A 24,976-nucleotide genomic window follows, 5' to 3' on the forward strand; every position below is an offset into this window, starting at 1 on the left:
GGGCAAAGATACAATTTGTAATGAATAGTAGCCTCATTATTCCAAATTTATTACCTTTGCACCGTCTTAAAAAACTGAAATTAGAAAAAAATTAGAAAGATGAAAGCGTACGTATTTCCCGGTCAGGGGGCACAGTTCGTAGGTATGGGCAAAGACCTCTACGATAATAATCCTCTTGCTAAAGAGATGTTTGAGAAGGCTAACGAGATCCTTGGTTTCCGTATCACGGATTTAATGTTTGCCGGAACAGACGAGGATCTGAGACAAACCAAGGTTACTCAACCAGCGATCTTCTTACACTCTGTTATTCTCGCGAAAACATTAGGTGATCAATTCCAACCGGATATGACCGCAGGTCACTCATTAGGAGAATTCTCTGCCTTGGTAGCTGCCGGAGCATTGTCTTTCGAGGACGGCTTGGTATTAGTTTCCAAACGTGCCATGGCTATGCAAAAGGCTTGCGAGGCAACTCCCTCTACAATGGCCGCCGTATTAGCCTTGCCGGACGCGACGGTTGAGGAAATTTGCGCAAGCATCAAGGACGAGGTAGTGGTTTGCGCTAACTATAATTGCCCGGGCCAATTGGTAATCTCCGGTTCTATCCCCGGTATCGATCAGGCTTGCGAGAAGTTATTGGCCGCAGGCGCTAAGCGTGCCTTGAAGTTGAAAGTAGGTGGAGCGTTCCATTCTCCATTGATGGAACCGGCTCGTACGGAGTTGGCTGCCGCTATCGAGGCTACGACGATCAATAAACCTTCTTGCCTGGTTTACCAGAACGTAAGCACGAAAGCCGAGACTTGCCCGGAAACAATTAAGGCTAACTTGATCGCACAGTTAACCGCCCCGGTACGTTGGACCCAAAGCGTACAGAACATGATCGCCGACGGTGCCACTCATTTCATCGAGTTAGGCCCGGGTGCCGTTCTTCAGGGATTGGTTAAAAAGATTAATAAGGAAATGACTACGGAAGGTATGCAATAATTTACCTTTCAATGTAATAGGATAAAAGTCCGAAAAGGATGGAGGGTGATTTCCCTCGTCTTTTCCGGACTTTTTTATATACGATGATGATTCGAAAAGATCTTGAATGCTAAACTAATCAAAGGCCAACGTTGTTTTATACTATAAACACAATTCAGAATATAGAAAATGGAAACAGTACAACAGAAAAATAGGATTATCCTACTTTGGCCGGATGGAGCGCCCACTAGTAATGGATTGGCCGGCGTAGAATTGGAAGATGCCCCGAATGCCATATCCAATATATCGAATCCTTCCCTATTGGTTTATCCGGCGACGAAGCCGAATGGCAAGGCGATCTTGATGTGTCCGGGTGGCGGACTTTCCAAGATTTCGATCGGACATGAGGGGCGTGATATGGCCGCATGGTTTAATGCGCAAGGTATTACTTATGCCGTATTGAAATACCGGATGCCGAACGGACATAGGGAAGTCCCTCTGGACGATGTTCGCCAAGGTCTCCGCATCCTCCGTAATTACTCGGAAGAGTGGAAGATTACGAAGGTCGGTGTCATGGGTGCCTCCATTGGCGGTTATATCGCCGGGCATGCCGCAATATTCGGGGTAGACGACGCACGTCCAGATTTCCAAATACTCCTTTATCCGGTTATCAGTATGCTACCTCATTTAACGCACCTTAAATCGAGGGAACGGCTATTAGGAGCGAATCCCACGCATGAGGAAGAGGAAGCTTTCTCTCTGGAATTACACGTAAACTCACTGACACCTCCCGCTTTTATAGCGTTGGCTTCGGATGACGAGGCGATTAGCCCGGAGAATAGCGTGCTTTATTATCTTGCTTTGCTAAAGAACAAGGTGTCCGCCTCCTTGCATATTTACCCAAAGGGCGGCCATAGTTTTGGGTTCCGGGACAACTTCGTATACAAACGTCAATGGACTGACGAACTGGAGAAATGGCTAAGCACGATTGAATAAGAGACTCGGGTTAAAACCCGAAGTCTCCGTGAGACTCGTCCGCAGCTTCCTCCTCCGTTCCTTTTATATAAATAAAGTCATCTCCCTGACGGATGCAAGAAGAGACCGGTATTTTCTCACTTAAACGTTTCAAGGCTTCTTGATCTTTCACGTAAATCAAGGCTTGATAATCATCGGTCTTCCTATCTCCGACGAACCAGACTCCCGTGAACGGGCAATCTTCCAGCAATTCAGCCAAAGACGTACTGGCGCTTGAGACAGAGATTGGACCTCGCAAATATTTCACCGCACCCGAATAAGGGGAACGAATCCCAAGTATCTCCGGAATTTGAGGAGCCTCCTTACCATCCATCGGTAAATAAAGACGGATCAATTCGTCTACCGCATCCTTAGCGGCCGAGGAACCGGAAGGGAAAACCACCGATACATACTTATTCCCTACCACGGCTTGTAACTGATAGGGAGATAAACAATCAATACATCCCAAGACATCAGTCCGTTCGCATTTAAATATATGCAAAGAGTAAATACCAAACGCATCCTCGGGGCTAGGCATCTCGTAAATCTCTAGGGTATAATCCTCTCCTTTGTAAACGACATCTCTTGCCGTTAACTGAGAAACGCCATACTCCAAAAACTGCTCGGCCCCTCCATTCATGAAACCATAAAGCCCGGAACCGGTAAATACACGCTCCCGCTTTACCTGTACCCCATCCTGTGCCCATAACAGAACCGGAAAGCAAAGAAAGAGACAACAACGTATCAAACCTCTCATAAATCAATCTCCTTTAAATCCACTTTACTTCGGTCGGCAATCCCGAGCTTTATCTCTTCCGCCAATTCCAAGAAACGCCGGCTACCGGGCTTTTCCTGTTTTTGTATCCCCTCCTCGATCCGCTTAGCGAGTACCATATCGAAACCGACACTATCCACGGCTACCGCATCCGAGCCGAGCAGCAGCGCATTGTATTGGCAAATGAACTGGGGATTGGCCTCCGGGCCACCCTCAAAACAGCCTTTCAACGCATCCACGATGTTCAATACCACCTTATCACGAAGAGGCGGGAAAGCACAAGCATAAGCGCAGGTCTCATGCCATAATTCTTTATGAAGCCTGCTCGTATTCGAGATAGATCCGAACGCTAGGTTCTTCATGCAGGAAGTGATCGAGACTCCGGCGTTTTTCAATACAGGGATATTGATGATCTTAGTCACCATTTCCGTACAGATCTTAGAGAAATAAGACTCCTCTCCCGAGTTAATCATATAGGGCATCGTGTAGGCATCGTATTCCTCCACTATAGCCGCCCGGAAATATTGACTGCGGTCGATACGGTTCTCTCCGTAATACTTTCCATCGGCATCGATATAACTACCGTTCTCGTCTTGATATTCCGTTCCAAGTATACGGATACCGGGATAATTCTCCTCCGTAAAGCCGGACTCTTTTAAATCGACCTCACGACGGTCCCAAATAATAAGATTCTTCCGGGGAATACCTGCTTCCTCCAATTGCTTGATAACGGATTGGGTGACCGCATGTGAAGTAGACAAGAGCTTTCCCGCTATCGGATTTACTTTCAAGCCAATGACATCTTCCGGCCCGACGAAGCGCAGCCAAGCCGCTTTCAGATCACTCTCGCCGGTCAGATATAACATTCCGGATTTAAGCATCTCGTAGGCTACGGCCTCAGATGGTTTACCATCCACGACACAATGGGCGGAATTCATCTTGACTACTTTTCCGGGATATTTACCCGGCATGGAATATTCGTTACGAGGAATAGCCAATGCCTGTTTCACATTGGTTTGGGGCTTCATTTTCTCCGAAGCCAAAGAAGAGGCCGCTTTCGCCACGGGAGTAAGCGCCGCCCCTACACCGCCTAAAGCGATAGATCGAAAGAAGTTACGTCTTTTCATGGGGATATAGGTTCACATTATATTCGTACCAAAGATAGTGAAATATATCCATAAAAAACGGTGCCACACAAGTAAATGCGTGACACCGAAAAAGTATATATAAAACAGACCAAGCAGGTTCGCTATTTAGCGTTCCACCAAAGTGGAGTAGTCGTCAAGTCCGGGCCGCCCAAAAGCTGGAGAGCTTGCGCATAACCCACTTGATTATTCGTTTGGATATTCGCCGGATAACGATAACGTTTCGGGTAGAAATCCCAACGGCATTCCTTAGAGGTAGCGACCGTCAAAGGAACTTGATTCAATGGGTTGTAATCCTTCTCTACCGCTTGGTTCTCGAAGAAAGGAAGACCTAAACGACGATGATCGCTCCAAGCCTCTTCCGGCAACCAAGGAACTTGCGCTATATATTTCTGGGTGATAATCTTCGTCAGAGCGTCATTATTATAAGCGCCATTCCGGTAGATCGAGTTATGAGGATATTCATACGTACGGCTTTTTACCTCCTTCGTATATGAGTCCGTATAACGGATCGTATACGATTTCGCCTCTGTCGTATGGTCGAAAGCGACGGAAGTACCTACACGGTTGTATTTCTGAGACGATAGATAATCGCCGACTTGGCTCAATAAGCCATGATACTCAAAACTAGCCGTAACACCAGACTCATAATTGGATTTAGCCGTTCCCGGAACTTTCCAGCCTTTCACCGCAGCCTCCGCCAATAAGAAGTAACTTTCCCACGGGCCGAAGAAGACACGCTTATTGGTACTCATTCGATATTGTTTCGACATAGAGGGATAATTATAATTCTTACCTGTCAGCTCACTTACCAGACCGGCTTTCACGTCCCATTCTCCGGCGACCCAAGTGCCCCACGTATATTTCGGATCGATTGTCAACATATTCTGGGTATTATCCGCCGGATTCTTCAAGTGAACCGGCTTCACCTCGCTGGCCGCACCGATATAGTCGGAATAAACCACGCCATCATCCCAGCCTACTACACTAAACAACTTCGGGGCACGGGGATCTACATATTGAGGTATACCGTCGAAATAGAAACCGGCGCACGGATCATTCGTTGTCAGCGGGAAGTGCTGGTTCAAATACAAACCTTGATAATCGTATGGATTCTTCAAATGGCTTTTTAAGGAGTCCGGCAACGGAAATTCCTGTCCACCCAAACCAACTACCAAGTTCTTAAACGTCACGGACATTGCCTGCCCGTTCCAAGGACGAGACATCACACTCGTCAGCTCATCCCAACCCTCTTTCTCCTGCACGGAAGCGATATCGGTTGGCTCGGAAATAAATGTCTTAGAGGCGGCATCCTCAAATTCCGCTTTCGCTAAGGCAGGATCGACAGCCGAGATACGCATCGCCAAACGCATACGCAAAGAGTTGGCGTACTTTTTCCATTTCGCAACATTTCCCGCATAGAAAGCATCCTCGTTAGCCATAGCGGACATATCCAAGGAGGGGTCTAACGCAGACTCAGCTTCCCGTAACTCTTTCAATATAAATTGATAGATAGCCTCTACACTATCGTACTCAGCCGGTACACCGGAGAAAGCGGCCAACGCGGGGATCGGCCCGAAACCGTCAGCTACTTCCGAGTTCAAGTAAGCACGCCAGATACGGGACATCTGGATCACGTTCTTATAATAAGGATACGTATCCGCCTCGCCATTGGCAACCATCTGCTCTCCTAACTGGATCGCTTTGGTCACTTGGTTCAGCCAACCCACGGCGTAATCGTTACTCAAGTAGGTAGTACTATAATCATTGTTATCCGTACCGATCGTAAAACCACTTCCCCTATTGAAACGGGAAGCACGGTCCCAGTACAAGATAAAGATACGCTCGGCTATCTCTGGGTTCATCTGGTCTCCCATGATAGAGGCATTCAGGAACCATTGGGGCTTCACCTTATCCTCTCCCACAAGATTCGGGTCCTCATTGATCTCCTGAAAGTCATTACAGGAAGAAAGAAGAGCGGCCACCGATACCAGTCCGGTAAAAAGTATATTTCTTGTTTTCATCTTCATCATTTTTATCGTAATTCAAATTATCATGTATTCCATTAGAATCCCACGGTTACATTAAACGTATAGGAACGGCTGGTCGGCGCGGCTCCATTCTCGAATCCGGTAGCGTTGGTATTCGTGGCGGCAACGGACTCGGGGTCGATACCCGGCAAGTTATAATGGATCATCCAAACATTGTTACAAGTAGCGGATAGACGTACACGCTGGAAAGGCGTTTTCTTCAACATCTGTCGATTGAACTCGTAGCCAAAGGTGATATTACGCAAACGGACATTGGTGGCGCTATAGGTATAAACCTCTGGTAAACCATAATTTCCGGTAGACCCAATACGCTCCCAATAGTTCTGGGGAGTGACGGCGACCGTATTCTCCGCATAACCACTGCCCTGTTGAACCACGGTATTCGGTACCACGAATTCGGCACGATCACCATTCACCACTGTTCCGGCGGCGTTACCCCGGGTATACAGGTTGGAGGCTGTCGCCGAATAGATGCTACCACCGATACGGAAGTCTATCAAGAAGCTCAGGTTAAAACCTTTATAAGAGAAATTATTGGTCCAACCCATCATCCAATCCGGACTCTGGTTTCCTACTTTCGACTTCTCGGTAGAGATCAAAGGCAAACCGTCATCACCTACGACGATCTTTCCATAGTGAGGACTATTCTCATCGGTCACACGCATAAAGGTCTGCCCGTAGATCTCACCATAATAACCACCTACCGGAGCTACGATCTGGATAGCGTCGAACGTCTTTATATCATATAGATTCACGCCCTCGTATAATTCTTTGATCTTATTCCGGTTCAAGGAGAACTGCGCCGTAGAGCTCCAGCTCAATCCGGCGGGATTGTCTAGAATCGTACCGTTCAAGGAGATCTCCAAACCCTCGTTCTGAATGTTACCCGCATTAATCTTACGGGAAGCATAGCCGGAGAACGGGTCCATCGGTAAATCCAGTAACTGGCGGGTAGCGTTGGACTTATACCAAGCGGCATCCAAGCCTAACCGGTTATTAAAGAAACGGATATCGAAACCGGCCTCCCATGATTTAATCAACTCACTACGTACGTCCGAGTCGTAAAGTACCTTACCCGGTTTCGCCGTCGTATTCCCGTTGGGGTCCTTGCCTACAGAGTAGAAGTTATATAATTGATACGGGTCCAAGTCGTTACCTACCTCAGCGAAGGAGGCACGTACCTTAGCGAAAGAGAACCAATCCGGCATGCTTCCGCCAATCTTCGGCAACATATCGGAGATCACCGCGGAGAAGCTGACAGACGGATAGAAATAAGAGCGGTTGGCTTTCGACATCGTAGACGACCAATCGTTACGTGCCGTAACATCCAAGAACAGATAACCATCCCAGTTCAACTGCAACGACCCGTACAAGGAATTCATACGACGGCGGATCAACTCGGAAGTGACTGTCGGCTTATTCACGCCATTATTCAGCGAGAACAAGTTCGGCACCAACAACTCTCCGGCAGAAGCGTTCATCTTATTACGCTGCTGGAGCATCAAGTTACCACCGAAAGTAACGAAGCCTCCCAGCCGATCGATCAAGTTATCCTTCCGGGCCGTAGCCAAGAAACTGAAGTTATTCTCATAGAAGGTCTCCGATCCCTCGGTATACAGACCTCTCGGACTGGTATTACCACCGGCATATACTTTCTCGCTCTTCGTCGTGGTATAATAATCCGTACCACCTCTCAACTCAATATCGAACCAATCGGTCGGGGCATATTTCAAGGAGATATTTCCTAACAAACGGTTACGGGTATCCTCGTTCTGGCGATAACGGGTCACCCAATAAGGGTTCTCCTGCGGATTCTTGGAGGCGTCATACCAAATCATATTGCCTTGCTCATCCACGTCATCCTCAAACTCACGGATATTCAAGGAACGAGGCAGGTTATAGATCGTATTGAAAGCGTTCGAGGGATTCACGCCCTGAATCGGGCGGTTATGTGCGTTTTGATTGATATAATTCACCTTGGCATCTACTTTCCACTTTTCCGCCTCATCTAGGAAAGTAGTGGCACGCAAGGTAATATTCGTCTTGTTTAGTTTTGAGCGTGGGGTGATGCTAGCATCGTCGGAACGGTTTACGGAGGCGAATACCGCCGTACCCTTTATGTTCTGCTGGAAGCTGACACCCTCGTTAAAGGAGGTTCCGGTACGGAAAAAAGCGTCGATATTATCATATGTATGCAGAGGGATTTGGTTGCCTCTCCAATCGGTTACCATTTGTCCCGTGGCTTTCGGTCCCCAGCTAAGGCGGGATTGGTTATCGTAAACGCCCACGGAGCCTTGTCCGAAGTCGTTCTGTAAATCAGGTTTCAGGAAAATCGTCTCGGCGGTGATACCGGCGTTGATCGTAATACCGAGTCCCTCGTTCTTACGTCCGGACTTGGTAGTGATCAAGATCACGCCGTTACCGGCACGTGAGCCATAAAGGGCGGCGGCGGAAGCACCCTTCAATACCGTCATGGACTCGATATCTTCCGGGTTGATATCCGAAAGACCGTTACCCATATCCGCTCCGGAGTTACCCCATACATCATCCACGCCACCGGTGAAGTTATCCATCGGGGTACCGTCTACGACGATCAAGGGCTGGTTGCTACCCGTCAATGAGTTATTACCACGAAGTACGATCTTAGAGGACCCTCCTACGCCATTGCTTGAACGGACGATCTGCAAACCGGAAACCTTACCGGAAAGGGAGTTCGCCAAATTCGGCTCACGGGAGGCCAAGAGGTCGTCCCCTTTCAACTCCTGCATGGCATAGCCCAAGGCTTTCTTATCTCGTTTCATACCCAAGGCAGTCACCACCACCTCATCGAGTTTCTGGGTATCTTCCACGAGTTTAACCGTAATCTCGGACTGGCCGGTATATGGGATGTCTTGCGAGGTATAACCGATAAACGATATCTGTATGATATCCCCTTTCTTCACGTTATCCAAAGTAAAATGCCCGTCCAAGTCGGTCATAGTACCATTGGTAGTTCCTTTCACGATTACGGACGCCCCGGTAACGGGTCCTAAGGCATCCTCAACTATTCCCGACACCTTTGCGTTTTGCTGGGAAATGTCAACCTTCGGAATCCCGGGCATAGGCGTGGCGTATAAGTTTCCCGAGAACCCAAGCGCCCCTACCAACAGGATTAAGCTGACTGGTCTGAATCTTTTCAACATAACTACTGTTTTTTGTTTATTTTGATAGACAATGTTTTAGTTTTTGCGTCAACGAATGTCATTTATCCTGTATAAACATAAAAAGGGCAGATATGTTTTGAGTTTAACATATACAAGAGGTAACTGGTGAGGATACCGCAACTACTCTCTCCTTACAGACAAAACGAATAAGAGTTATCCTCACTAACATTCATAAAAAATTGATTTACAGAAACTTTCACCAAAGGATAACCAAACCGTAAAAGAGGCAGGAAGCCGTTAGTTATTCACTAGGGGTAGCCGTAAGCTTACGACTCGACAAGCCGTTAGTTATTCACTTCAGAAGCCCCTAAAAGCTCCGGTTTACCATACAAACCATCACTACAAAAAAAGAAGGCATACCGACATTTACATCGATACGCCCTTTTCCTCGTAAGAATATTTATTCTCTATGATTTCCGAATCAGTTACAATACAAAGTTGTCAAAAGACAAGAAGTAGATATTTTATTTTATATAAAGTCTAATAAGCATGAATAGTAATCGTCAGCACATCACCATTCTTGTCTGTGACACAAAAAACAGCCGAGTCCCCTTTACTTGCACCCTGTGTCCAAATTAACGCAAAACGTCCAGACCCACCGGGATTAAATTGAATATAGTCACTACCACTTATTTTTTGCCACAAGAAATCTCCAGTAGAAGGTTGAGTAAAACGAATTTCCACTGATTTCCCAGCTTCAATACCAATTGAAGTACTAGTTCTAGGTTCTCCATCGGCAAAAAGCGCTAGATTACCACTGTCTTTTACATAATAACCATCTATTTGGGCATTGCAAAAAACACTAATTGTTCCAAATAAAAACAATACCATTAATAACTTTCTCATAATCAGACAATTTATTAAGTTAACAAAAATAGCCCAAGGTGGAAGCATAATCCTTCACCTTGAGCTTTCATATAAATCAATGTTTAGCCCACCATAGCGGAGTAGAAATTAAATCAGCTCCACCCAATAGCTCAACAGCTTTCATATAACTATCCTTACTATTGATTTCCATATTCGCTGGATAGCGCAGACGTTCTTGATAGAATTCCCACTTACATTCCTTACAGTTAGCACGAGTAAGAGGCAACTCGTTACTAGAAACGTTATAATCTATCTCAACAGCTTGATTCTCAAAGAAAGGCAAACCTAAACGACGATGATCAGACCATGCCTCTAAAGGTAACCAAGGAACCTGTGCCAAGTATTTTTGCGAGATTATCTTTGTCAGCTTATCATTATTGACCGTACCATTCTTATAAATAGAATTTTTCGGATAAGTATAAGTAGTAGTCTTTTTCTCACCAGTATAACCATCTACATATTCAGCCGTATAAGACTTTGCTTCCGCCGTATGATCAAAAGCGACAGAAGTACCTACACGGTTATATTCCGTAGAACTCAAATAATCATTTAAGAACTCAGATACACCGTGATATTCAAAGCTAGCTGCTATACCAGCCTCATAATGAGATTTCGCACTACCAGACACGTTCCAACCATACAACGCAGCTTCAGCCAATAAGAACTCCGTCTCCCACGGCCCAAACCATACACGCTTATTCGTACTTTCACGATATATCTTGGATAAAGAAGGATAAGTCTTACTTGCTCCTGTCAATTCGCTGGTTAGCGCTGAGTATTTATCCCATTTTCCAGCAACCCAAGTATTCCAAGTATATTTCACGTTCAACTCCAAATATGTCTTATTGTTATCCTCAACATTTCCAGTAGCAGGATCCGCTAAACGAGCCTTATCAGCCAAACCGATATTAGAGAAATAAACAGTACCATCATCATATCCCGGAATATGAAACAACTTAGTAGCACGAGGATCAATCTTTGAAGGAAGAGCATCAAAGAAATAGCCTGCAGCCGGATCATTCGTAGAAACCGGTAAGTGTTTTTCTAATCGAAGGCCTAGATAATTACGAGCATCTTTCAATACCACATCCTCTTTTATCGCCGCAGGAACTTGGAAATCGATTCCTCCTAGGCCAATCATCATATTATTAATGGTGACCGAAATGGGTTGGGCATTCCAAGGACGAGACATCACACCATCAAGATCAGTCCAACCGCCTTTTTCTTGCACCTGAGCAATTTCATCTTGCGTAGTAATAAAATTATTCGTCGAAGCGGCATCCTCAAAAGCAGCCTTTGCTTTAGCTTGATCTACAGCAGATAAACGCATAGCGTAGCGCAAGCGTAATGAGTTCGCATACTTTATCCATTTAGAGGCATCACCATCATAGAAAGCATCCGTTTTCTCTGATGTAATAGCGCTCATATCCGCATTTACATCTATCTTGCCAGCGGCATCTTTCAATTCAGAAATAATAAAATCATAAATATCTTCTATACTCTTATATTCTACGATACCATCAAAAGCGTTTGCCGGAGGCACAGGACCAAAGTTATCAGCCAATTCAGAGATGACATAAGCCCGCCAAATACGAGACATCTGTAGCAAATTGTTCTCATAAGGATACTCCGGATTGGCGGCACGTTCCGTACCAATTTTCACGGCCATATTAACATTGTTCAGCCATCCCACTCCATAATCAACGCCAAAGTAGTCCGTATTATAATCATTATAATTCGCACCTGTAGCTAAACCACTACGACGTTCAAAACGAGCCGCACTTTTCCATTGATACACGAACACACGCTCTGCGATATGCGGGTTCTGCTGTGCCCCCATGATTGATTTATTCAGTAGATAAGATACTTTGATCGCACTTTCATCTACGGCATTCGGGTCTTTATTTATTTCCTCAAAGTCGTTACATGCAGTAAATAAAACGGCTAATGAAGCTAACCCTATTATTGTTCTTTTTAATGTTTTCATACTTAAAATCATCTTTCTTATTAGAAACCAACTGTTACATTAAATGTGAAAGAGCGAGAAGTCGGAGCTGCCCCATTCTCAAAACCAGTAGCATTGGAATTTGTAGCCGAAATAGATTCCGGATCAATACCTTCCAAATGATTTACAATCATCCAAACGTTATTCGCCACGAATGATACACGTACTTTCTGTAATGGGGTTTTCTCTAACCATTTTTTCTCAAAATCATAACCAACGGTAATATTACGTAGACGAATATTAGTAGCATCATATAAAAATGCCTCACCCACACCGATATTACCTCCGGCAGCACGTCCCCAGTACAATTCAGGAGTAACAGCATTAGAATTTGCCGTATAACCACCATTTCCATCAGAAGTCACTGAATTCGGAACTACAAATTCCTCACGGGTTCCATTTATAACGGTACCTGCGGCATTACCTGCCTTGTACAAATTAGCAGTGGTCGCTGAGTAAATATTTCCACCAATACGAGCATCAATCAAAAAGCTCAAAGAAATATTTTTATAAGAGAACGAGTTAGTCCATCCCAACATACAATCAGGCTGTTGATTCCCCAGATAATAATCATCTGAAGTAACTAATGGTAAACCTTGAGCATCTACAATAATTTTACCAGCATGTTCCCCACTTTCAACACGTTGGAATTTTTTACCATAAATATCGCCATAATAACTACCCGTACGGGCTACAATCTTTAAATCATCAAAAGTCTTGATGCCATATTCATTTACTCCTTCATACAAATCTATGATTTTATTTTTATTGAAGGAAGCATTCAATGTTGTTTCCCAATTTAAGCCTCTAGGATTCTGCAAAATAGTACCATAAAGCATTAATTCCACACCTGAATTTTGAATATTACCTGCATTGATCTTACGTTTGGAATAACCAGAAAATGGATCCATTGCCAAATCTAGCAATTGGCGGGTAGCATTAGATTTGTACCAAGCCGCATCAATACCTAATCGATTATTGAAAAACTTCAAATCAATACCGGCTTCCCAAGATTTAATCAACTCTGAACGTACAGAAGAATCATATAAAGTAGTTCCTAGAGCTGCAGTTGGGTTACCATTTGGATCTTTATCAACCTTGAATACAGTATACAATTGATATGGATCAAGGTCATTACCTACTTCCGCATAAGAAGCACGAACCTTAGCGAAACTCATCCATTCCGGCATTGTACCGCCAACCTTTTCCACCATATCTGAAATAACACCAGATAAGCTAACCGAAGGATAAAAATAAGATTGGTTTTCTTTACTCATAGTGGAAGACCAGTCATTACGAGCCGTAATATCCATAAACAGCCAGCCATCCCAGTTCATTTGCAAAGAACCGTAAATAGAATTCATCTTGCGCTGTACATCTTCAGATGTATGCGTCATATTATTCTTGTCAGCGGCATTAGACATCGCAAATAGATTCGGGATCAATAAATCACCCGTACCAGCCTCTAATTTCTTACGGCGTTGCATCATCAAGTTTCCACCCACGGTCACAAAACCACCAAACTTGCTAAAAAGGTTATCTTTCTTAAAGGTAGTCAAGAAACTATAGTTGTTCTCATAAAAAGTCTCCGACTTCTCAGAGTAACGCCCTTTCGGATTCACATTACCACCAGAATATACCTTATTTGTAGTCGTAGTCGTATAATAGTCCGTACCGCCTTTTAGCTCGAGGTTCCACCAGTCCGTTATCTTATAAGAAAGAGAAATTGTACCTAACAAACGATTACGAGAGTCTTGATTTGTTCTATAATCTTTAATCCAATACGGATTTTCTTGGGGAGTACTCTCGGTATCCCACCAAATCATATTTCCATTTTCGTCCAAACAGTTCTCCAGATCCCTAATATCCAGCGATCGTGGTAAATTATAGATCGTACTAAAGGCATTCGATTGGTTAATACCTTGGATTGGACGATTCTTTGCGTTATTATTTAAATAGTTGGCTTTTGCATCTAATTTCCATCTTTTATCCGGACCGAACTCGCTTGTTCCACGCAAAGTAAGAGACGTTTTATTTAATGATGCACCCGGAACGATGCCCTTATCATCAGAGCGATTAATTGAGGCGAATACCGCCGTCCCATCATAGCTCTGCTGAAAAGATACACCTTCATTGAATGAAGTTCCTTTCTGGAAATAAGCATCTATATTATCATAAGTATACATCTGGACTTTCTGCCCATCCCAGCGATCAATTGTTACGGAACCATCGGCAACAGGCCCCCAGCTTGAACGGTCTTTCACATTATATATGCCATTTGTACCCTGACCATACGTATTCTGTAATTCTGGTTTCAAAAACATGCTTTCCACTGTAACTCCGGCATTTACAGTAATACCTAATCCACTTTGCTTTTTACCCGATTTCGTCGTAATCAAAATTACGCCATTACCTGCACGAGAACCATATAACGCAGCGGCTGAAGCTCCTTTCAACACGTTCATGGATTCGATATCTTCCGGGTTGATATCTGACAAACCATTACCCATATCCACGCCGCTATTACCCCAAGCATCATCAACTCCTCCAGTAAAGTTATCCATTGGAATACCATCGACAACAATCAACGGCTGATTAGATCCAGTTAATGAATTATTACCACGCAATACAATTTTTGAAGAACCGCCAGGGCCACTACTAGAACGAACTACCTGCAAACCCGATACTTTACCAGATAACGCATTCGCAATATTACTTTCCCGTGCATTTACAAGTTCGTCTCCTTTCAATTCTTGCGTAGCATATCCCAACGCTTTCTTCTCACGCTTGATACCCAAGGCCGTAACCACGACCTCATCCAATTTCTGGGTGTCTTCCGCTAATTTGATAACGCCTACCGGCTTACCGGTATACGTAAGCTCCATGGTGGAGTAACCAATGAATGAGATTTGGATTACATCACCATTCTTGACGCCATCCAAGGTGAAATTACCGTCCATATCGGTAATCGTTCCATTAGACGTTCCTTTCACGACAACAGACGCTCCGGTCACTGGGCCGAAATCATCTTCCACTGTACCTGTTACTTTCCCGTTTTGCTGGGAGATAGAGGTACCTTGCTCAACAGGTGCGATGTTGGCATACATGCTTCCCGAGAAGCATAACGCACCCGCACATAAAATTAAGCTGACAGGTTTAAAGTTTTTCAACATAACTGATGGTTTTATTGATAAATAATTAGACAATGTCTTGGCGAAACATTTGTCTTTTAAAATTATTCACATACATACACTCACTCCTGAGTTCTAGCGTAATTAAGTTCAAATAAAAAATGGGCTAACTATCGGAGTCCTACATGAACTTTTCTTAAGTAGAAGTTGTTTTATTTAGTTGGCGCCAAAATACCTAGCACATTTTATATCGGAGGCAAAGATATGAAATATTCATTACATTGTGTTATTATAATTAAATAAATCTTCCCTTATTTTTATGTTTTACAATATAAAATTAGAAATATAAACGGTTTTAAGTTAAAATCGACTTGAGTTCATGTAGAACTAAGTATCCGCGGTAAGATATGAAATTACAGTAATTCAGGCGTTTTTTCAGAATATAAAAGCAAGCCAGCTTCATTGGCAAAGTAAGTTAATTAAAATGCCAAAGTAAGTTAACTTACTTCGCCGATGAAGTTAACTTACTTTTATTAGATATCTTCTATTGAAAAAGAAGTATAATCTCTAAAAATCTTTCTCATTCGCCATATACCACATATTAAGGAACGAGGCCTTCGTGATATTCACCACCTTGTCCCAATTAATCCGGTCGGCATGGTCGCTCGGTTGATGGTAATCCGGATGCCCGTCGGTATGATACCAGATAATAGGGATACCTATCTTAGCGAAGGAACCGTTATCACTCCCTCCTACCGGGTTATCCCACGGACGATAATCCGGTGCCAGATTCAAGTTGTATTTCTTGATATCGTTCTTCAGCCAATCGCCGAAATCAGGGTGCGCCTCTGTATAGAAATAAACCACATGGGTAGGCTTCGCCTCGTTATTGTTACGGCCGATCATATCGAAATTCAAATATCCTTTCACGTTCTTTATCTCTGGAAAAGACTGAACGAAGGCTTTCGATCCGAGAAGCCCTTTCTCCTCACCGTCCCAAAAAGCGAATATAACGGTTCGCTCCGGTTGCTGGCCCGTGGCAAGGAAAGCCCTCGCTATCTGCAAAACGGCAGAGACTCCGGAGGCGTTATCGTCCGCCCCGTTATAGATCTGGTCGCCATCCAGCATCGGGTCGATACCCAGATGGTCATAGTGAGCGCCGACAATCACGATCTCGTTCGGGTTCTTGCCCTCTATCTTACCCAAGATATTATTCAAGGAAAGTTTCTGGAAAACACCGGTTTGCTTGATAGCCGCTATGGAATCCGGCTGCACCTGCCAGCGGGCCCCTCTCTTCTGGCGTTCCATATGGTAAGCCTCAAACGGATGGTAATAAGAGTCTCCTACAGGGTCGATACCCAATGATTTCAGGTTCGCCACGATATAATCGCCCGCTATACGGCCTCCACGGAAACCGGCCTCACGGCCCTCCAGATCATCATCGGCCAAGAAACCGATATGCGCCTCGGCGGTCGATCTATTTATCACGTCCAAACCTTTCTTCTCCGGACTTTCCGCCCAAAGAGCCGTACTTAATGCCAGCGACATTAAGAGTAATCCTGCTTTTTTCATCGTTTTTGTGTTCAAATGATTATTGTTTTAGCTTTTTCATCCACAAATATAAGTAATTTCCCTGATATGCGAAGGAGGAGGAAAGGAAAGGGCACAAAAAAAGGCTCACCCGGCCGTATCGCCAAAGGTAATCCTCATTTCCTATCTCTCACCATTCCGTTTTGAACGGAGGTAAGAGATGACATCTAATTTATTTCTTACTTTAATTCTTTACTTAAAAAAGACGCGGTCTTTTAGTTCTTATCCGCATCTACACTCATTTCGCTCATAAGGCGACGGATCTCAGCGTTTAATCGCTGACTCATGGCACCATTGCCAGCTGACTGGTAACGATCTGCTTGATAACGCAACATCGCTAAAGCACGAAGGCTTTTCTCATTTTCTCTCATCATCATAATCTTTTTGTTTTACGCTTCCCACGCTTGGAAAGCCAGTTAATAAACAATCCTAAAACGATCTTTCTTTCTTAATTCGTTACAAAGATAACCATTTTATCCGAAACAATGCTGTAGAACATAATAAAATATTTCATTTTTTCGATTATTTATGACTTGTGTAAATAAGTCTAAATACGCCGGGGATTACTCCACCGGCGTTAATTTCCCTGTAACAGAGTCTATTACAAACCCTCTTACCGTTATATCCGACGGAATCAGCGGATGATTCCGAATTTGCTCCACGGTCTCGTGCACGGAAGCCTCGGAGGTCTCGAATCCCCGCAACCACGACTCGAAGTTTATACCGCAATATCGGATCATATCTATTCGTTCCTGCGGGATTCCCCGCTCTTTCATCTTTTCGATCATCTCGGAGCTATTCATGTGCTTGGCTCCGCAATCGGTATGCCCGATTATCATTACCTCTACAACCCCAAGCTCGTAAATCGCCACCATCAAGCTCCGGATAACGCTTCCGAAGGGGTGGGATATGATCGCCCCTGCGTTCTTTATAATTTTCACGTCTCCATTCTTGATGCCCAAGGAGGCGGGTAGCAACTCGGTCAGCCGGGTATCCATGCAAGACACGATGGCGATCTTCTTATCGGGATATTTATTCGTGATATACTTCTCATACCCCTTGTTCTTTACGAACTCACGATTATAGCTTACCAATTCATCAATCATAGCGTTTGTGATTTAGCGTTATTAAACTGTTTATTTATATAACATCGAAATGTCTTAAAGCGTTCATGACACCATCGTCATCTACGGAGTCGGTCACGTAATCCGCCGCCTCTTTCACCTCGTCGCCGGCGTTACCCATGGCTACCCCGATCCCGGCGTGGCGAAGCATGGCCATATCGTTGCCTCCATCGCCAAAAGCCATCGTCTCGTGAAGTGAGATCCCGTAATGCTCGATGATCTTATCGATCCCTACCGCCTTACTGCTCCCCCGCGGAACGACATCCGCAAATAGCGGGTTCCAGCGAGTAGCCTCGCAATGCGGCAAGACGGACATGATACGTTCTTCATGGCCGGGAGAGAAAAAGGCTATCAGCTGGTATACTTCCTTACCCCCGTTCCCACGCAAAGGACGCAAGGGAGGATGAGGGAAGTCTAGCATGTCGTAAAGCTGTCGCACAGAATCATCCACGTAGTTCTGGTAAATCCCATCTTCCTCCACCAAGGCGCACGGGAACGCCTCCTCATTCTCTTGATAGCGGATCAACGCCTCTATATCCTCCGACGGGATATTATGTTTATAGATAACCTTATCTTTTCCGGCCAAGCAATATCCTCCGTTCAAGGTAACATAGCCATCGAACTCTTGCGTCCCGAGGTTATTGATAGATTGCAACTGGCGGCCGGTAGCGATGAAAACCTTGATTCCCTTTTCCCGCAACAGGTCCAAGGCCCGGACCGTGGAGTCCGGTAGTTTATGCGTCTTGAAGCTTACCAACGTACCGTCAATGTCAAAAAATACTGCCTTAATCATACTTATACCTATTATCTTCTTTTAATGACAAAGATACACTTTATTTGTTACATTTGTATTTTCATTTCCTTCATCAAATAATAGATATAGTTTTTTATGGAATACAGACAACTAGGAGGTTCCGGATTATACGTTCCGGCACTTTGTTTAGGTACGGCTACTTTTGGTGGCACGAATGGTTTTGAAGGTTGGGGGCATACCGAGGTGGAAGAGGCTACCCGTATGGTCAATCTTTGCTTGGACGCCGGGGTGAATCTATTCGATACGGCGGATGTCTACTCCAACGGTCTTTCCGAGGAAATCTTGGGAAAGGCGATCCACGGATTGAGGAATCGCCTCTTGATCTCCACGAAGGCGACTTTCAACCTAAGCCCGGAGAGCCGTAACGCCATCGGTTCTTCCCGTTTCCATCTGATACAGGCGTGCGAGGCGAGCCTGAGACGATTGAACACGGATCATATCGACATTTATCATATGCACGGTTTCGACGCGAATACCCCGGTAGAGGAGACACTCCGAGCCTTGGACGACTTGGTGACGAGCGGGAAGGTCCGTTATATCGCTTGCTCGAACTTCTCCGGCTGGCACTTAATGAAGTCGCTTTCCGTATCGGAGCGGTATGGATGGAGCCGGTACGTGGCCCAACAGGTTTATTACTCCTTGTTGAACCGGGAGTTTGAGTGGGAACTGATGCCGCTAGGCATCGACCAGAAGGTGGGCGCCATTATCTGGAGCCCTTTATCCGCCGGACGTCTGGGCGGGAAGTACCGCCGGAATAACCCGATCCCGACGGACGGGCGTGTCGCTCGCGGAGGAAGCCCGATACCCGACGAGGCTACTTCTTACGAACGCCTGTACGACATCGTGGAGGTATTGGAACAGGTAGCCGAGGAGAGCGGGCATAGCGTAGCCCAATGCGCCTTGAACTGGTTATTGCAACGGCCTACCGTAAGCAGCCTTATCATAGGAGCCCGCACGGAAGAGCAGCTAAGGCAGAACCTAGAGGCCGTAGGCTGGAACCTCAGCCCGGAGCAGGTGAAGCGCCTCGATATGGCAAGCCAGACGACCCCGATCTACCCGTATTGGCATCAAGCGCAGTTCCCGGAATTGAATTCTCAATTGAGATTCTAGACGGACGCTGGCGAAAGCGTATACACCTCGGGATGCGGATTGCACGAAAGCCCGCATCCCCTACCCCCCCATTTTCATTCCCTTAAACGTATCTTGGTTAAGACGTTTTTTATACTTTTGTAGTCTGTTACCAACTAAATCTATCGTATGAAGAAACATTTTCTACTTTTCTTGCTTTGTCTAGCCACGAACGCCAGCCTGACGGCCCAAGAGACCCTTCGGGAGAATAACGGGGAACCTACACTCGTGGAACGATTATCGAACGGAGAGATCAAGATCAATAGCGCCGAGATGAACTTCCAGCTTTTCACCTCGGCCAACGCTGAGTTTGTCGGGAACGAGCTAGACGGTATGAACTTCAAGCTGAACCGTGTCCGGCTGGAGATCAAGGGGGATGTAGGCAAGTGGCTGGGGTATCATTACCGGCAGTCGTTCAACAAATACTCCGATCCCTATTCGCTCGACAACCTCTCCTCCTCGCTCGAGCTGGCTTACGTGAACCTAAAGGCACGGCATAATCTCAATTTCACGATCGGCAAGCAGTTCGTTAATTTCGGGGGATACGAGTATTACGTCAATTCCATCCGGGTACGAGAGTTTAGCGAGTTCAATAATTTACTGACCGCCTACCAAGCCGGTATCTCGGGCAACTGGCAAGTCAACCCGGACCACGAGCTTTGTTTCCAGATCGTGAATAACCGCAACGGTAACGATGAGGACATCTACCCTACCGGACTTCCCGAGGGTACCGCCAAGGCCAAGATACCCTTTATGTACACGGTCAACTGGAATAGCTATTATCTGGACAAGGCCTTGCAACTGCGTTATGCCACCGCCGTCGGACAGCAGACCCGCAAGCGCTACTCCTACTATTTCACCTGTGGCAATACCTATGAGAAAGGCCCGTTGCTAACGTACCTCGACGTTATGTACACCCGCCAAGGGATCGACCAACATGGGGTCGTCAGCCGTCTGCCCGGCACGCCTCATACCGCCATGAACACCGAATACCTATCGATTATCGGCGACGTGGATTACCGTGTCCACCCCCAATGGAACGTTTACGTGAAAGGGGCGTACGAGACCGCCCGGGTGTACAAGGGCAACGGCGATTTCCGGAAAGGGATGTACCGCCGTTCGTGGAACGCGCAGAGTAGCGTGGAATTCTTCCCCTTCAAGCAACTCGACCTTTTCGTATTCGTCCTATACACCTACCGGGGCGTTATCTTAGAGAAAGCCGCCACGCGAATGGGAGCCATAGAGCCGGATACACACCGCATATCGCTGGGGCTGGTCTATTCGATCCCGGTCTTCTGACAAACCGCGCATACGGTAGTACAAGCTTGTAGATACGTTAGTACATACTTGCAGATACGTTCGTGCAAACTTGCAGATACGTTCGTGCAAACGTGTAGATACGTTAGTACGGACTTGTAGATACGGTAGCGCGGGCTGACACATAAGGAAGTACAGGCCGACACATACGGTAGTACAGGTCCGTATCGCCTTATGTGCAGCTTCCCCCATCCACCCCATAAAAAAAGCGGTGCCTTCCGTTTCCGGAGACACCGCCCTCATTCTATAATAAAAGACCTGTTATATTAAGCCTCTACATCCCAATTCTCGGCAGCCATACGTTTGTAGCTACGCAGACGCCATTTAGCGTTCTCCTCGGCGGCGGCAAACAACTCAGCGGCCTCAGCCGGATATTGTTTAGCTACGGAAGCGAAACGAACCTCACCCTTCAAGAAGTCTTGGAACTTGCTCCAATCCGGCTCCTTGCTATCCAAGGTGAACGGATTCTTGCCCTCTGCCTCCAAAGCCGGGTTGTAACGCCACAAGTGCCAGTAACCGCATGCTACGGCTTCTTTCTCCTCAGCTTGCGACTTACCCATACCCTTCTTCAAACCGTGGTTGATACAAGGAGCGTAAGCGATGATCAAGGAAGGACCGTCGTAAGCCTCGGCCTCGCGGATCGCCTTCAATGTCTGGGCTTGGTCGGCACCCATAGCGATCTGAGCCACATATACGTAACCATAAGTAGTAGCCATCAAGCCAAGGTCTTTCTTACGTACCCTCTTACCGGAAGCGGCGAACTTAGCGATAGCGCCCACCGGAGTAGCCTTCGAGGACTGACCACCCGTGTTAGAGTAAACCTCGGTATCCAATACCATGATATTTACGTTCTTGCCGGAAGCGATCACGTGATCCAAACCACCGTAACCGATATCGTAAGAAGCACCGTCACCACCGATAATCCATTGAGAACGTTTTACCAAGAAGTGAGACAATTCCTTGATCTGAGCGCAAACCGGACAACCCTCCTTGATGCCTTGCTCAACGAATGCCATGATTTGCGGAGCCAATTCCTTCGTCTTCTCGGCGTCGTTCTGGTTAGCGATCCAAGCGGCGGCTATTTCCTTGGCCTCAGCCGGAGCATGCTCGCCCACGGTGATCTGTTGCAACAAGCCTTCCAAACGTTTACGCATCTTCTCGTTCGCCAATTCCATACCCAAGCCGAACTCGCAGAAGTCCTCGAACAAAGAGTTTGCCCAAGCAGGACCTTGACCCTTCTCGTTCGTTGTATAAGGAGTGGAAGGAACAGAACCGGAGTAGATAGAAGAACATCCGGTAGCGTTAGCCACCATCTCGCGGTCGCCGAACAACTGGGTGATCAACTTCACGTACGGAGTCTCGCCACAACCGGAGCAAGCGCCTGAGAATTCAAACAACGGAGTAGCGAACTGTGAGTTCTTCACGTTAGACTTCACGTCTACCAAGTTTTGCTTAGAAGAAACGTTAGCTACGCAGTAGTTCCAGTTATCGGCCTCAGCCAACTGGCCTTCCAGCGGAACCATAGACAATGCCTTGTTGCCCTTGAATCCCGGACAGATATCGGCGCAGTTACCGCAACCCAGACAGTCGAGAACGTCTACCTGCATACGGAACTTCATACCCTTCATAGCGGCTGGAGCCTTCACGTCCAACATAGCGAAGCTGGCGCCCTTCTGCTCCTCATCGTTCAATACGAACGGACGGATAGAAGCGTGAGGACAAACGTAAGCGCATTGGTTACACTGGATACAGTTCGCCTCATTCCAAACCGGAACGAAAGCGGCCACGCCACGTTTCTCGTATTTAGCGGTTCCTTGCGCCCAAGTACCATCCTCGATGCCCTTGAACGCGGAAACCTTCAATAAGTCGCCATCCTGAGCGTTGATCGGACGAACTACCTCGTTGATGAAAGCGGGATCGTTGTTTACGACAGCCTCATCATCCGGAAGGTTAGCCCAAGCGGGATCAACCGTCAATTGGTTGTACTCGCCACCACGGTCTACAGCCGCGTAGTTCTTGTTAACCACGTCCTCGCCCTTCTTACCGTAAGACTTAACGATGAATTTCTTCATCTGCTCGATAGCCAAGTCTACAGGGATAACACCCGTGATACGGAAGAAAGCGGACTGGAGGATCGTATTGGTACGGTTACCTAAACCGATCTCCAAGGCGATCTGTGTAGCGTTGATATAATATACAGTGATATTCTTCTGAGCGAAGTAACGTTTTACCTTATTAGGCAAGTGCTTAGCCAACTCCTCAGCGCCCCAAACGGTATTCAACAAGAAGGTACCGTTCTCACGCAAACCACGAGTCACGTCGTACATGCGCAAATAAGCCTGAACGTGGCAAGCCACGAAGTTCGGGGTATTCACCAAATAAGTAGAACGGATCGGATGATCACCGAAACGTAAGTGAGAACAAGTGAAACCGCCGGATTTCTTAGAGTCGTAAGAGAAATAAGCCTGACAGTATTTATCCGTGTTATCACCGATAATCTTCACCGAGTTCTTGTTAGCGCCTACCGTACCGTCGGCACCCAAACCGTAGAACTTAGCCTCGAACATACCCTCACCGCCCAAGGCGATCTCTTCCTTCTGAGGCAGAGAAGTGAAAGTAACGTCATCCACGATACCGATCGTGAACTGGTTCTTCGGCATCGGCAACGCCAAGTTCTCGAATACGGACAGGATCTGAGCCGGAGTCGTATCCTTAGAACCCAGACCATAACGGCCACCTACGATAACCGGAGCATCCTCCTGACCATAGAAGCAGTCTTTTACGTCCAGATACAACGGCTCACCGTTAGCACCCGGCTCTTTCGTGCGATCCAATACGGCGATACGCTTAGCGGTCTTAGGCACGGCAGCCAAGAAATGCTTAGCGGAGAACGGACGATACAAGTGAACGGATACCAAACCTACCTTCTCGCCCTTAGCGATCAAGTGATCGATAGCCTCACGAGCGGCCTCCGTAACAGAGCCCATGGCGATGATCACACGCTCAGCGTCCTCAGCTCCGTAATAATCGAACAAACCGTATTTACGGCCTGTGATCTTGGAAACCTCGTTCATATATTCTTCTACGATAGCGGGAACTGCCTCGTAGTACGTGTTGGAAGATTCTCTGTGTTGGAAGAAATGATCCGGGTTCTCGGCCATACCGCGAGCGACCGGTCTCTCCGGGTTCAAGGCACGGGCACGGAACTCTGCCAAGGCCTTCTGGTCGATAAGCGGAGCCAAGTCCTCATTCTCCAAAGCCTCGATCTTCTGGATCTCGTGAGAGGTACGGAAACCGTCGAAGAAGTTCACGAACGGCACACGAGACTTGATCGTAGCCAAGTGAGCGACACCGGCCAAGTCCATAACCTCCTGTACGGAACCCTCGGCCAACATGGCGAAACCTGTCTGACGGGCAGACATCACGTCTTGATGGTCACCGAAGATACACAACGCATGAGAAGCCAATGTACGAGCGGATACGTGGAAAACGCAAGGAAGCAATTCGCCGGCGATCTTGTACATATTAGGGATCATAAGCAACAAACCTTGAGAAGCAGTGTAGGTTGTTGTCAAGGCACCCGCTTGCAATGAACCGTGAACAGCACCTGCGGCACCACCCTCTGATTGCATTTCCTGTACCATTACAGTCTCGCCGAAAATATTCTTACGTCCGGCTGCAGCCCATTCATCTACATATTCAGCCATTGTAGACGACGGAGTGATGGGGTAAATCGCGGCTACCTCGCTGAACATATACGAGATATGAGCAGCGGCCTGATTACCATCACAGGTTAAAAATTTCTTCTGTTTTGTCATAGACCTATAAAACTATTAGTATTAAAAAAGATTC

At 46.3% G+C, this 24,976-nt stretch carries 16 protein-coding genes; 4 read left to right on the forward strand and 12 right to left on the reverse strand.

The window, feature by feature from the left end; genetic code table 11:
* Positions 1-99 precede the first annotated feature (99 nt).
* Together fabD and D7V92_RS17120 are read left to right on the forward strand one after the other, a co-directional pair.
* Positions 100-981: an ACP S-malonyltransferase gene (gene fabD / locus D7V92_RS17115; protein ID WP_121773364.1), complete on the forward strand. Its 882-nt coding sequence runs from the start codon at positions 100-102 to the stop codon at positions 979-981.
* Positions 982-1,149: 168 nt separating this feature from the next.
* Positions 1,150-1,956, forward strand: coding sequence for an alpha/beta hydrolase (locus D7V92_RS17120; RefSeq protein ID WP_044545812.1), 807 nt, complete (start codon positions 1,150-1,152; stop codon positions 1,954-1,956).
* A gap of 10 nt (positions 1,957-1,966) precedes the next feature.
* Here D7V92_RS17120 and D7V92_RS17125 read toward each other — a convergent pair whose 3' ends face one another.
* From D7V92_RS17125 to D7V92_RS17170, 11 genes are all read right to left on the reverse strand, one after another.
* Complete coding sequence (locus tag D7V92_RS17125) at positions 1,967-2,731, reverse strand: DUF6599 family protein (RefSeq protein WP_057328813.1); 765 nt, start codon at positions 2,729-2,731, stop codon at positions 1,967-1,969.
* Positions 2,728-3,876 carry a DUF362 domain-containing protein gene (locus tag D7V92_RS17130; protein ID WP_008774165.1) on the reverse strand — a complete coding sequence of 383 codons (1,149 nt, stop codon included), beginning with the start codon at positions 3,874-3,876 and terminating at the stop codon, positions 2,728-2,730. Before D7V92_RS17130 ends, D7V92_RS17125 begins: the two co-directional genes overlap by 4 nt.
* Before the next feature lie 122 nt (positions 3,877-3,998).
* Positions 3,999-5,918 (reverse strand): SusD/RagB family nutrient-binding outer membrane lipoprotein, encoded by a 1,920-nt coding sequence (locus D7V92_RS17135; protein ID WP_121773373.1) that lies wholly within the window; start codon positions 5,916-5,918, stop codon positions 3,999-4,001.
* 41 nt (positions 5,919-5,959) lie between these two features.
* Positions 5,960-9,127: a SusC/RagA family TonB-linked outer membrane protein gene (locus D7V92_RS17140; protein WP_005866149.1), complete on the reverse strand. Its 3,168-nt coding sequence runs from the start codon at positions 9,125-9,127 to the stop codon at positions 5,960-5,962.
* 501 nt (positions 9,128-9,628) lie between these two features.
* Complete coding sequence (locus tag D7V92_RS17145; protein WP_121773374.1) at positions 9,629-9,994, reverse strand: hypothetical protein; 366 nt, start codon at positions 9,992-9,994, stop codon at positions 9,629-9,631.
* Between the two features lie 76 nt (positions 9,995-10,070).
* Positions 10,071-12,002 (reverse strand): SusD/RagB family nutrient-binding outer membrane lipoprotein, encoded by a 1,932-nt coding sequence (locus D7V92_RS17150; RefSeq protein WP_008774163.1) that lies wholly within the window; start codon positions 12,000-12,002, stop codon positions 10,071-10,073.
* Between the two features lie 20 nt (positions 12,003-12,022).
* Positions 12,023-15,193 (reverse strand): SusC/RagA family TonB-linked outer membrane protein, encoded by a 3,171-nt coding sequence (locus tag D7V92_RS17155; RefSeq protein ID WP_005866145.1) that lies wholly within the window; start codon positions 15,191-15,193, stop codon positions 12,023-12,025.
* 525 nt (positions 15,194-15,718) lie between these two features.
* Positions 15,719-16,723, reverse strand: coding sequence for a M28 family metallopeptidase (locus D7V92_RS17160; protein ID WP_008774162.1), 1,005 nt, complete (start codon positions 16,721-16,723; stop codon positions 15,719-15,721).
* Positions 16,724-16,956: 233 nt separating this feature from the next.
* Positions 16,957-17,118 carry a hypothetical protein gene (locus D7V92_RS22290; protein ID WP_005858277.1) on the reverse strand — a complete coding sequence of 54 codons (162 nt, stop codon included), beginning with the start codon at positions 17,116-17,118 and terminating at the stop codon, positions 16,957-16,959.
* A gap of 186 nt (positions 17,119-17,304) precedes the next feature.
* Positions 17,305-17,847 carry a carbonic anhydrase gene (locus D7V92_RS17165; protein WP_121773365.1) on the reverse strand — a complete coding sequence of 181 codons (543 nt, stop codon included), beginning with the start codon at positions 17,845-17,847 and terminating at the stop codon, positions 17,305-17,307.
* A 34-nt stretch (positions 17,848-17,881) separates the two neighbouring features.
* On the reverse strand, positions 17,882-18,658 hold the full coding sequence (locus D7V92_RS17170; RefSeq protein WP_036610346.1) for a Cof-type HAD-IIB family hydrolase: 777 nt from the start codon (positions 18,656-18,658) through the stop codon (positions 17,882-17,884).
* A 96-nt stretch (positions 18,659-18,754) separates the two neighbouring features.
* Here D7V92_RS17170 and D7V92_RS17175 point away from each other — a divergent pair, with 96 nt between their 5' ends.
* Positions 18,755-19,789: an aldo/keto reductase gene (locus tag D7V92_RS17175; protein ID WP_121773366.1), complete on the forward strand. Its 1,035-nt coding sequence runs from the start codon at positions 18,755-18,757 to the stop codon at positions 19,787-19,789.
* A gap of 147 nt (positions 19,790-19,936) precedes the next feature.
* Complete coding sequence (locus D7V92_RS17180) at positions 19,937-21,106, forward strand: porin (protein WP_121773367.1); 1,170 nt, start codon at positions 19,937-19,939, stop codon at positions 21,104-21,106.
* Positions 21,107-21,390: 284 nt separating this feature from the next.
* Here D7V92_RS17180 and nifJ read toward each other — a convergent pair whose 3' ends face one another.
* Positions 21,391-24,942 carry a pyruvate:ferredoxin (flavodoxin) oxidoreductase gene (gene nifJ, locus D7V92_RS17185; protein WP_005866134.1) on the reverse strand — a complete coding sequence of 1,184 codons (3,552 nt, stop codon included), beginning with the start codon at positions 24,940-24,942 and terminating at the stop codon, positions 21,391-21,393.
* Between the last annotated feature and the right edge of the window lie 34 nt (positions 24,943-24,976).

The organism is Parabacteroides sp. CH2-D42-20, assembly GCF_003670185.1.
Lineage (GTDB): Bacteria > Bacteroidota > Bacteroidia > Bacteroidales > Tannerellaceae > Parabacteroides > Parabacteroides distasonis.

Coding starts and splice junctions, on each gene's coding strand:
- fabD (WP_121773364.1), top strand. CDS start 100: ATGAAAGCGTACGTATTTCCCGGTCAGGGGGCACAGTTCGTAGGTATG.
- D7V92_RS17120 (WP_044545812.1), top strand. CDS start 1,150: ATGGAAACAGTACAACAGAAAAATAGGATTATCCTACTTTGGCCGGAT.
- D7V92_RS17125 (WP_057328813.1), bottom strand. CDS start 2,731: ATGAGAGGTTTGATACGTTGTTGTCTCTTTCTTTGCTTTCCGGTTCTG.
- D7V92_RS17130 (WP_008774165.1), bottom strand. CDS start 3,876: ATGAAAAGACGTAACTTCTTTCGATCTATCGCTTTAGGCGGTGTAGGG.
- D7V92_RS17135 (WP_121773373.1), bottom strand. CDS start 5,918: ATGAAAACAAGAAATATACTTTTTACCGGACTGGTATCGGTGGCCGCT.
- D7V92_RS17140 (WP_005866149.1), bottom strand. CDS start 9,127: ATGTTGAAAAGATTCAGACCAGTCAGCTTAATCCTGTTGGTAGGGGCG.
- D7V92_RS17145 (WP_121773374.1), bottom strand. CDS start 9,994: ATGAGAAAGTTATTAATGGTATTGTTTTTATTTGGAACAATTAGTGTT.
- D7V92_RS17150 (WP_008774163.1), bottom strand. CDS start 12,002: ATGAAAACATTAAAAAGAACAATAATAGGGTTAGCTTCATTAGCCGTT.
- D7V92_RS17155 (WP_005866145.1), bottom strand. CDS start 15,193: ATGTTGAAAAACTTTAAACCTGTCAGCTTAATTTTATGTGCGGGTGCG.
- D7V92_RS17160 (WP_008774162.1), bottom strand. CDS start 16,723: ATGAAAAAAGCAGGATTACTCTTAATGTCGCTGGCATTAAGTACGGCT.
- D7V92_RS22290 (WP_005858277.1), bottom strand. CDS start 17,118: ATGATGATGAGAGAAAATGAGAAAAGCCTTCGTGCTTTAGCGATGTTG.
- D7V92_RS17165 (WP_121773365.1), bottom strand. CDS start 17,847: ATGATTGATGAATTGGTAAGCTATAATCGTGAGTTCGTAAAGAACAAG.
- D7V92_RS17170 (WP_036610346.1), bottom strand. CDS start 18,658: ATGATTAAGGCAGTATTTTTTGACATTGACGGTACGTTGGTAAGCTTC.
- D7V92_RS17175 (WP_121773366.1), top strand. CDS start 18,755: ATGGAATACAGACAACTAGGAGGTTCCGGATTATACGTTCCGGCACTT.
- D7V92_RS17180 (WP_121773367.1), top strand. CDS start 19,937: ATGAAGAAACATTTTCTACTTTTCTTGCTTTGTCTAGCCACGAACGCC.
- nifJ (WP_005866134.1), bottom strand. CDS start 24,942: ATGACAAAACAGAAGAAATTTTTAACCTGTGATGGTAATCAGGCCGCT.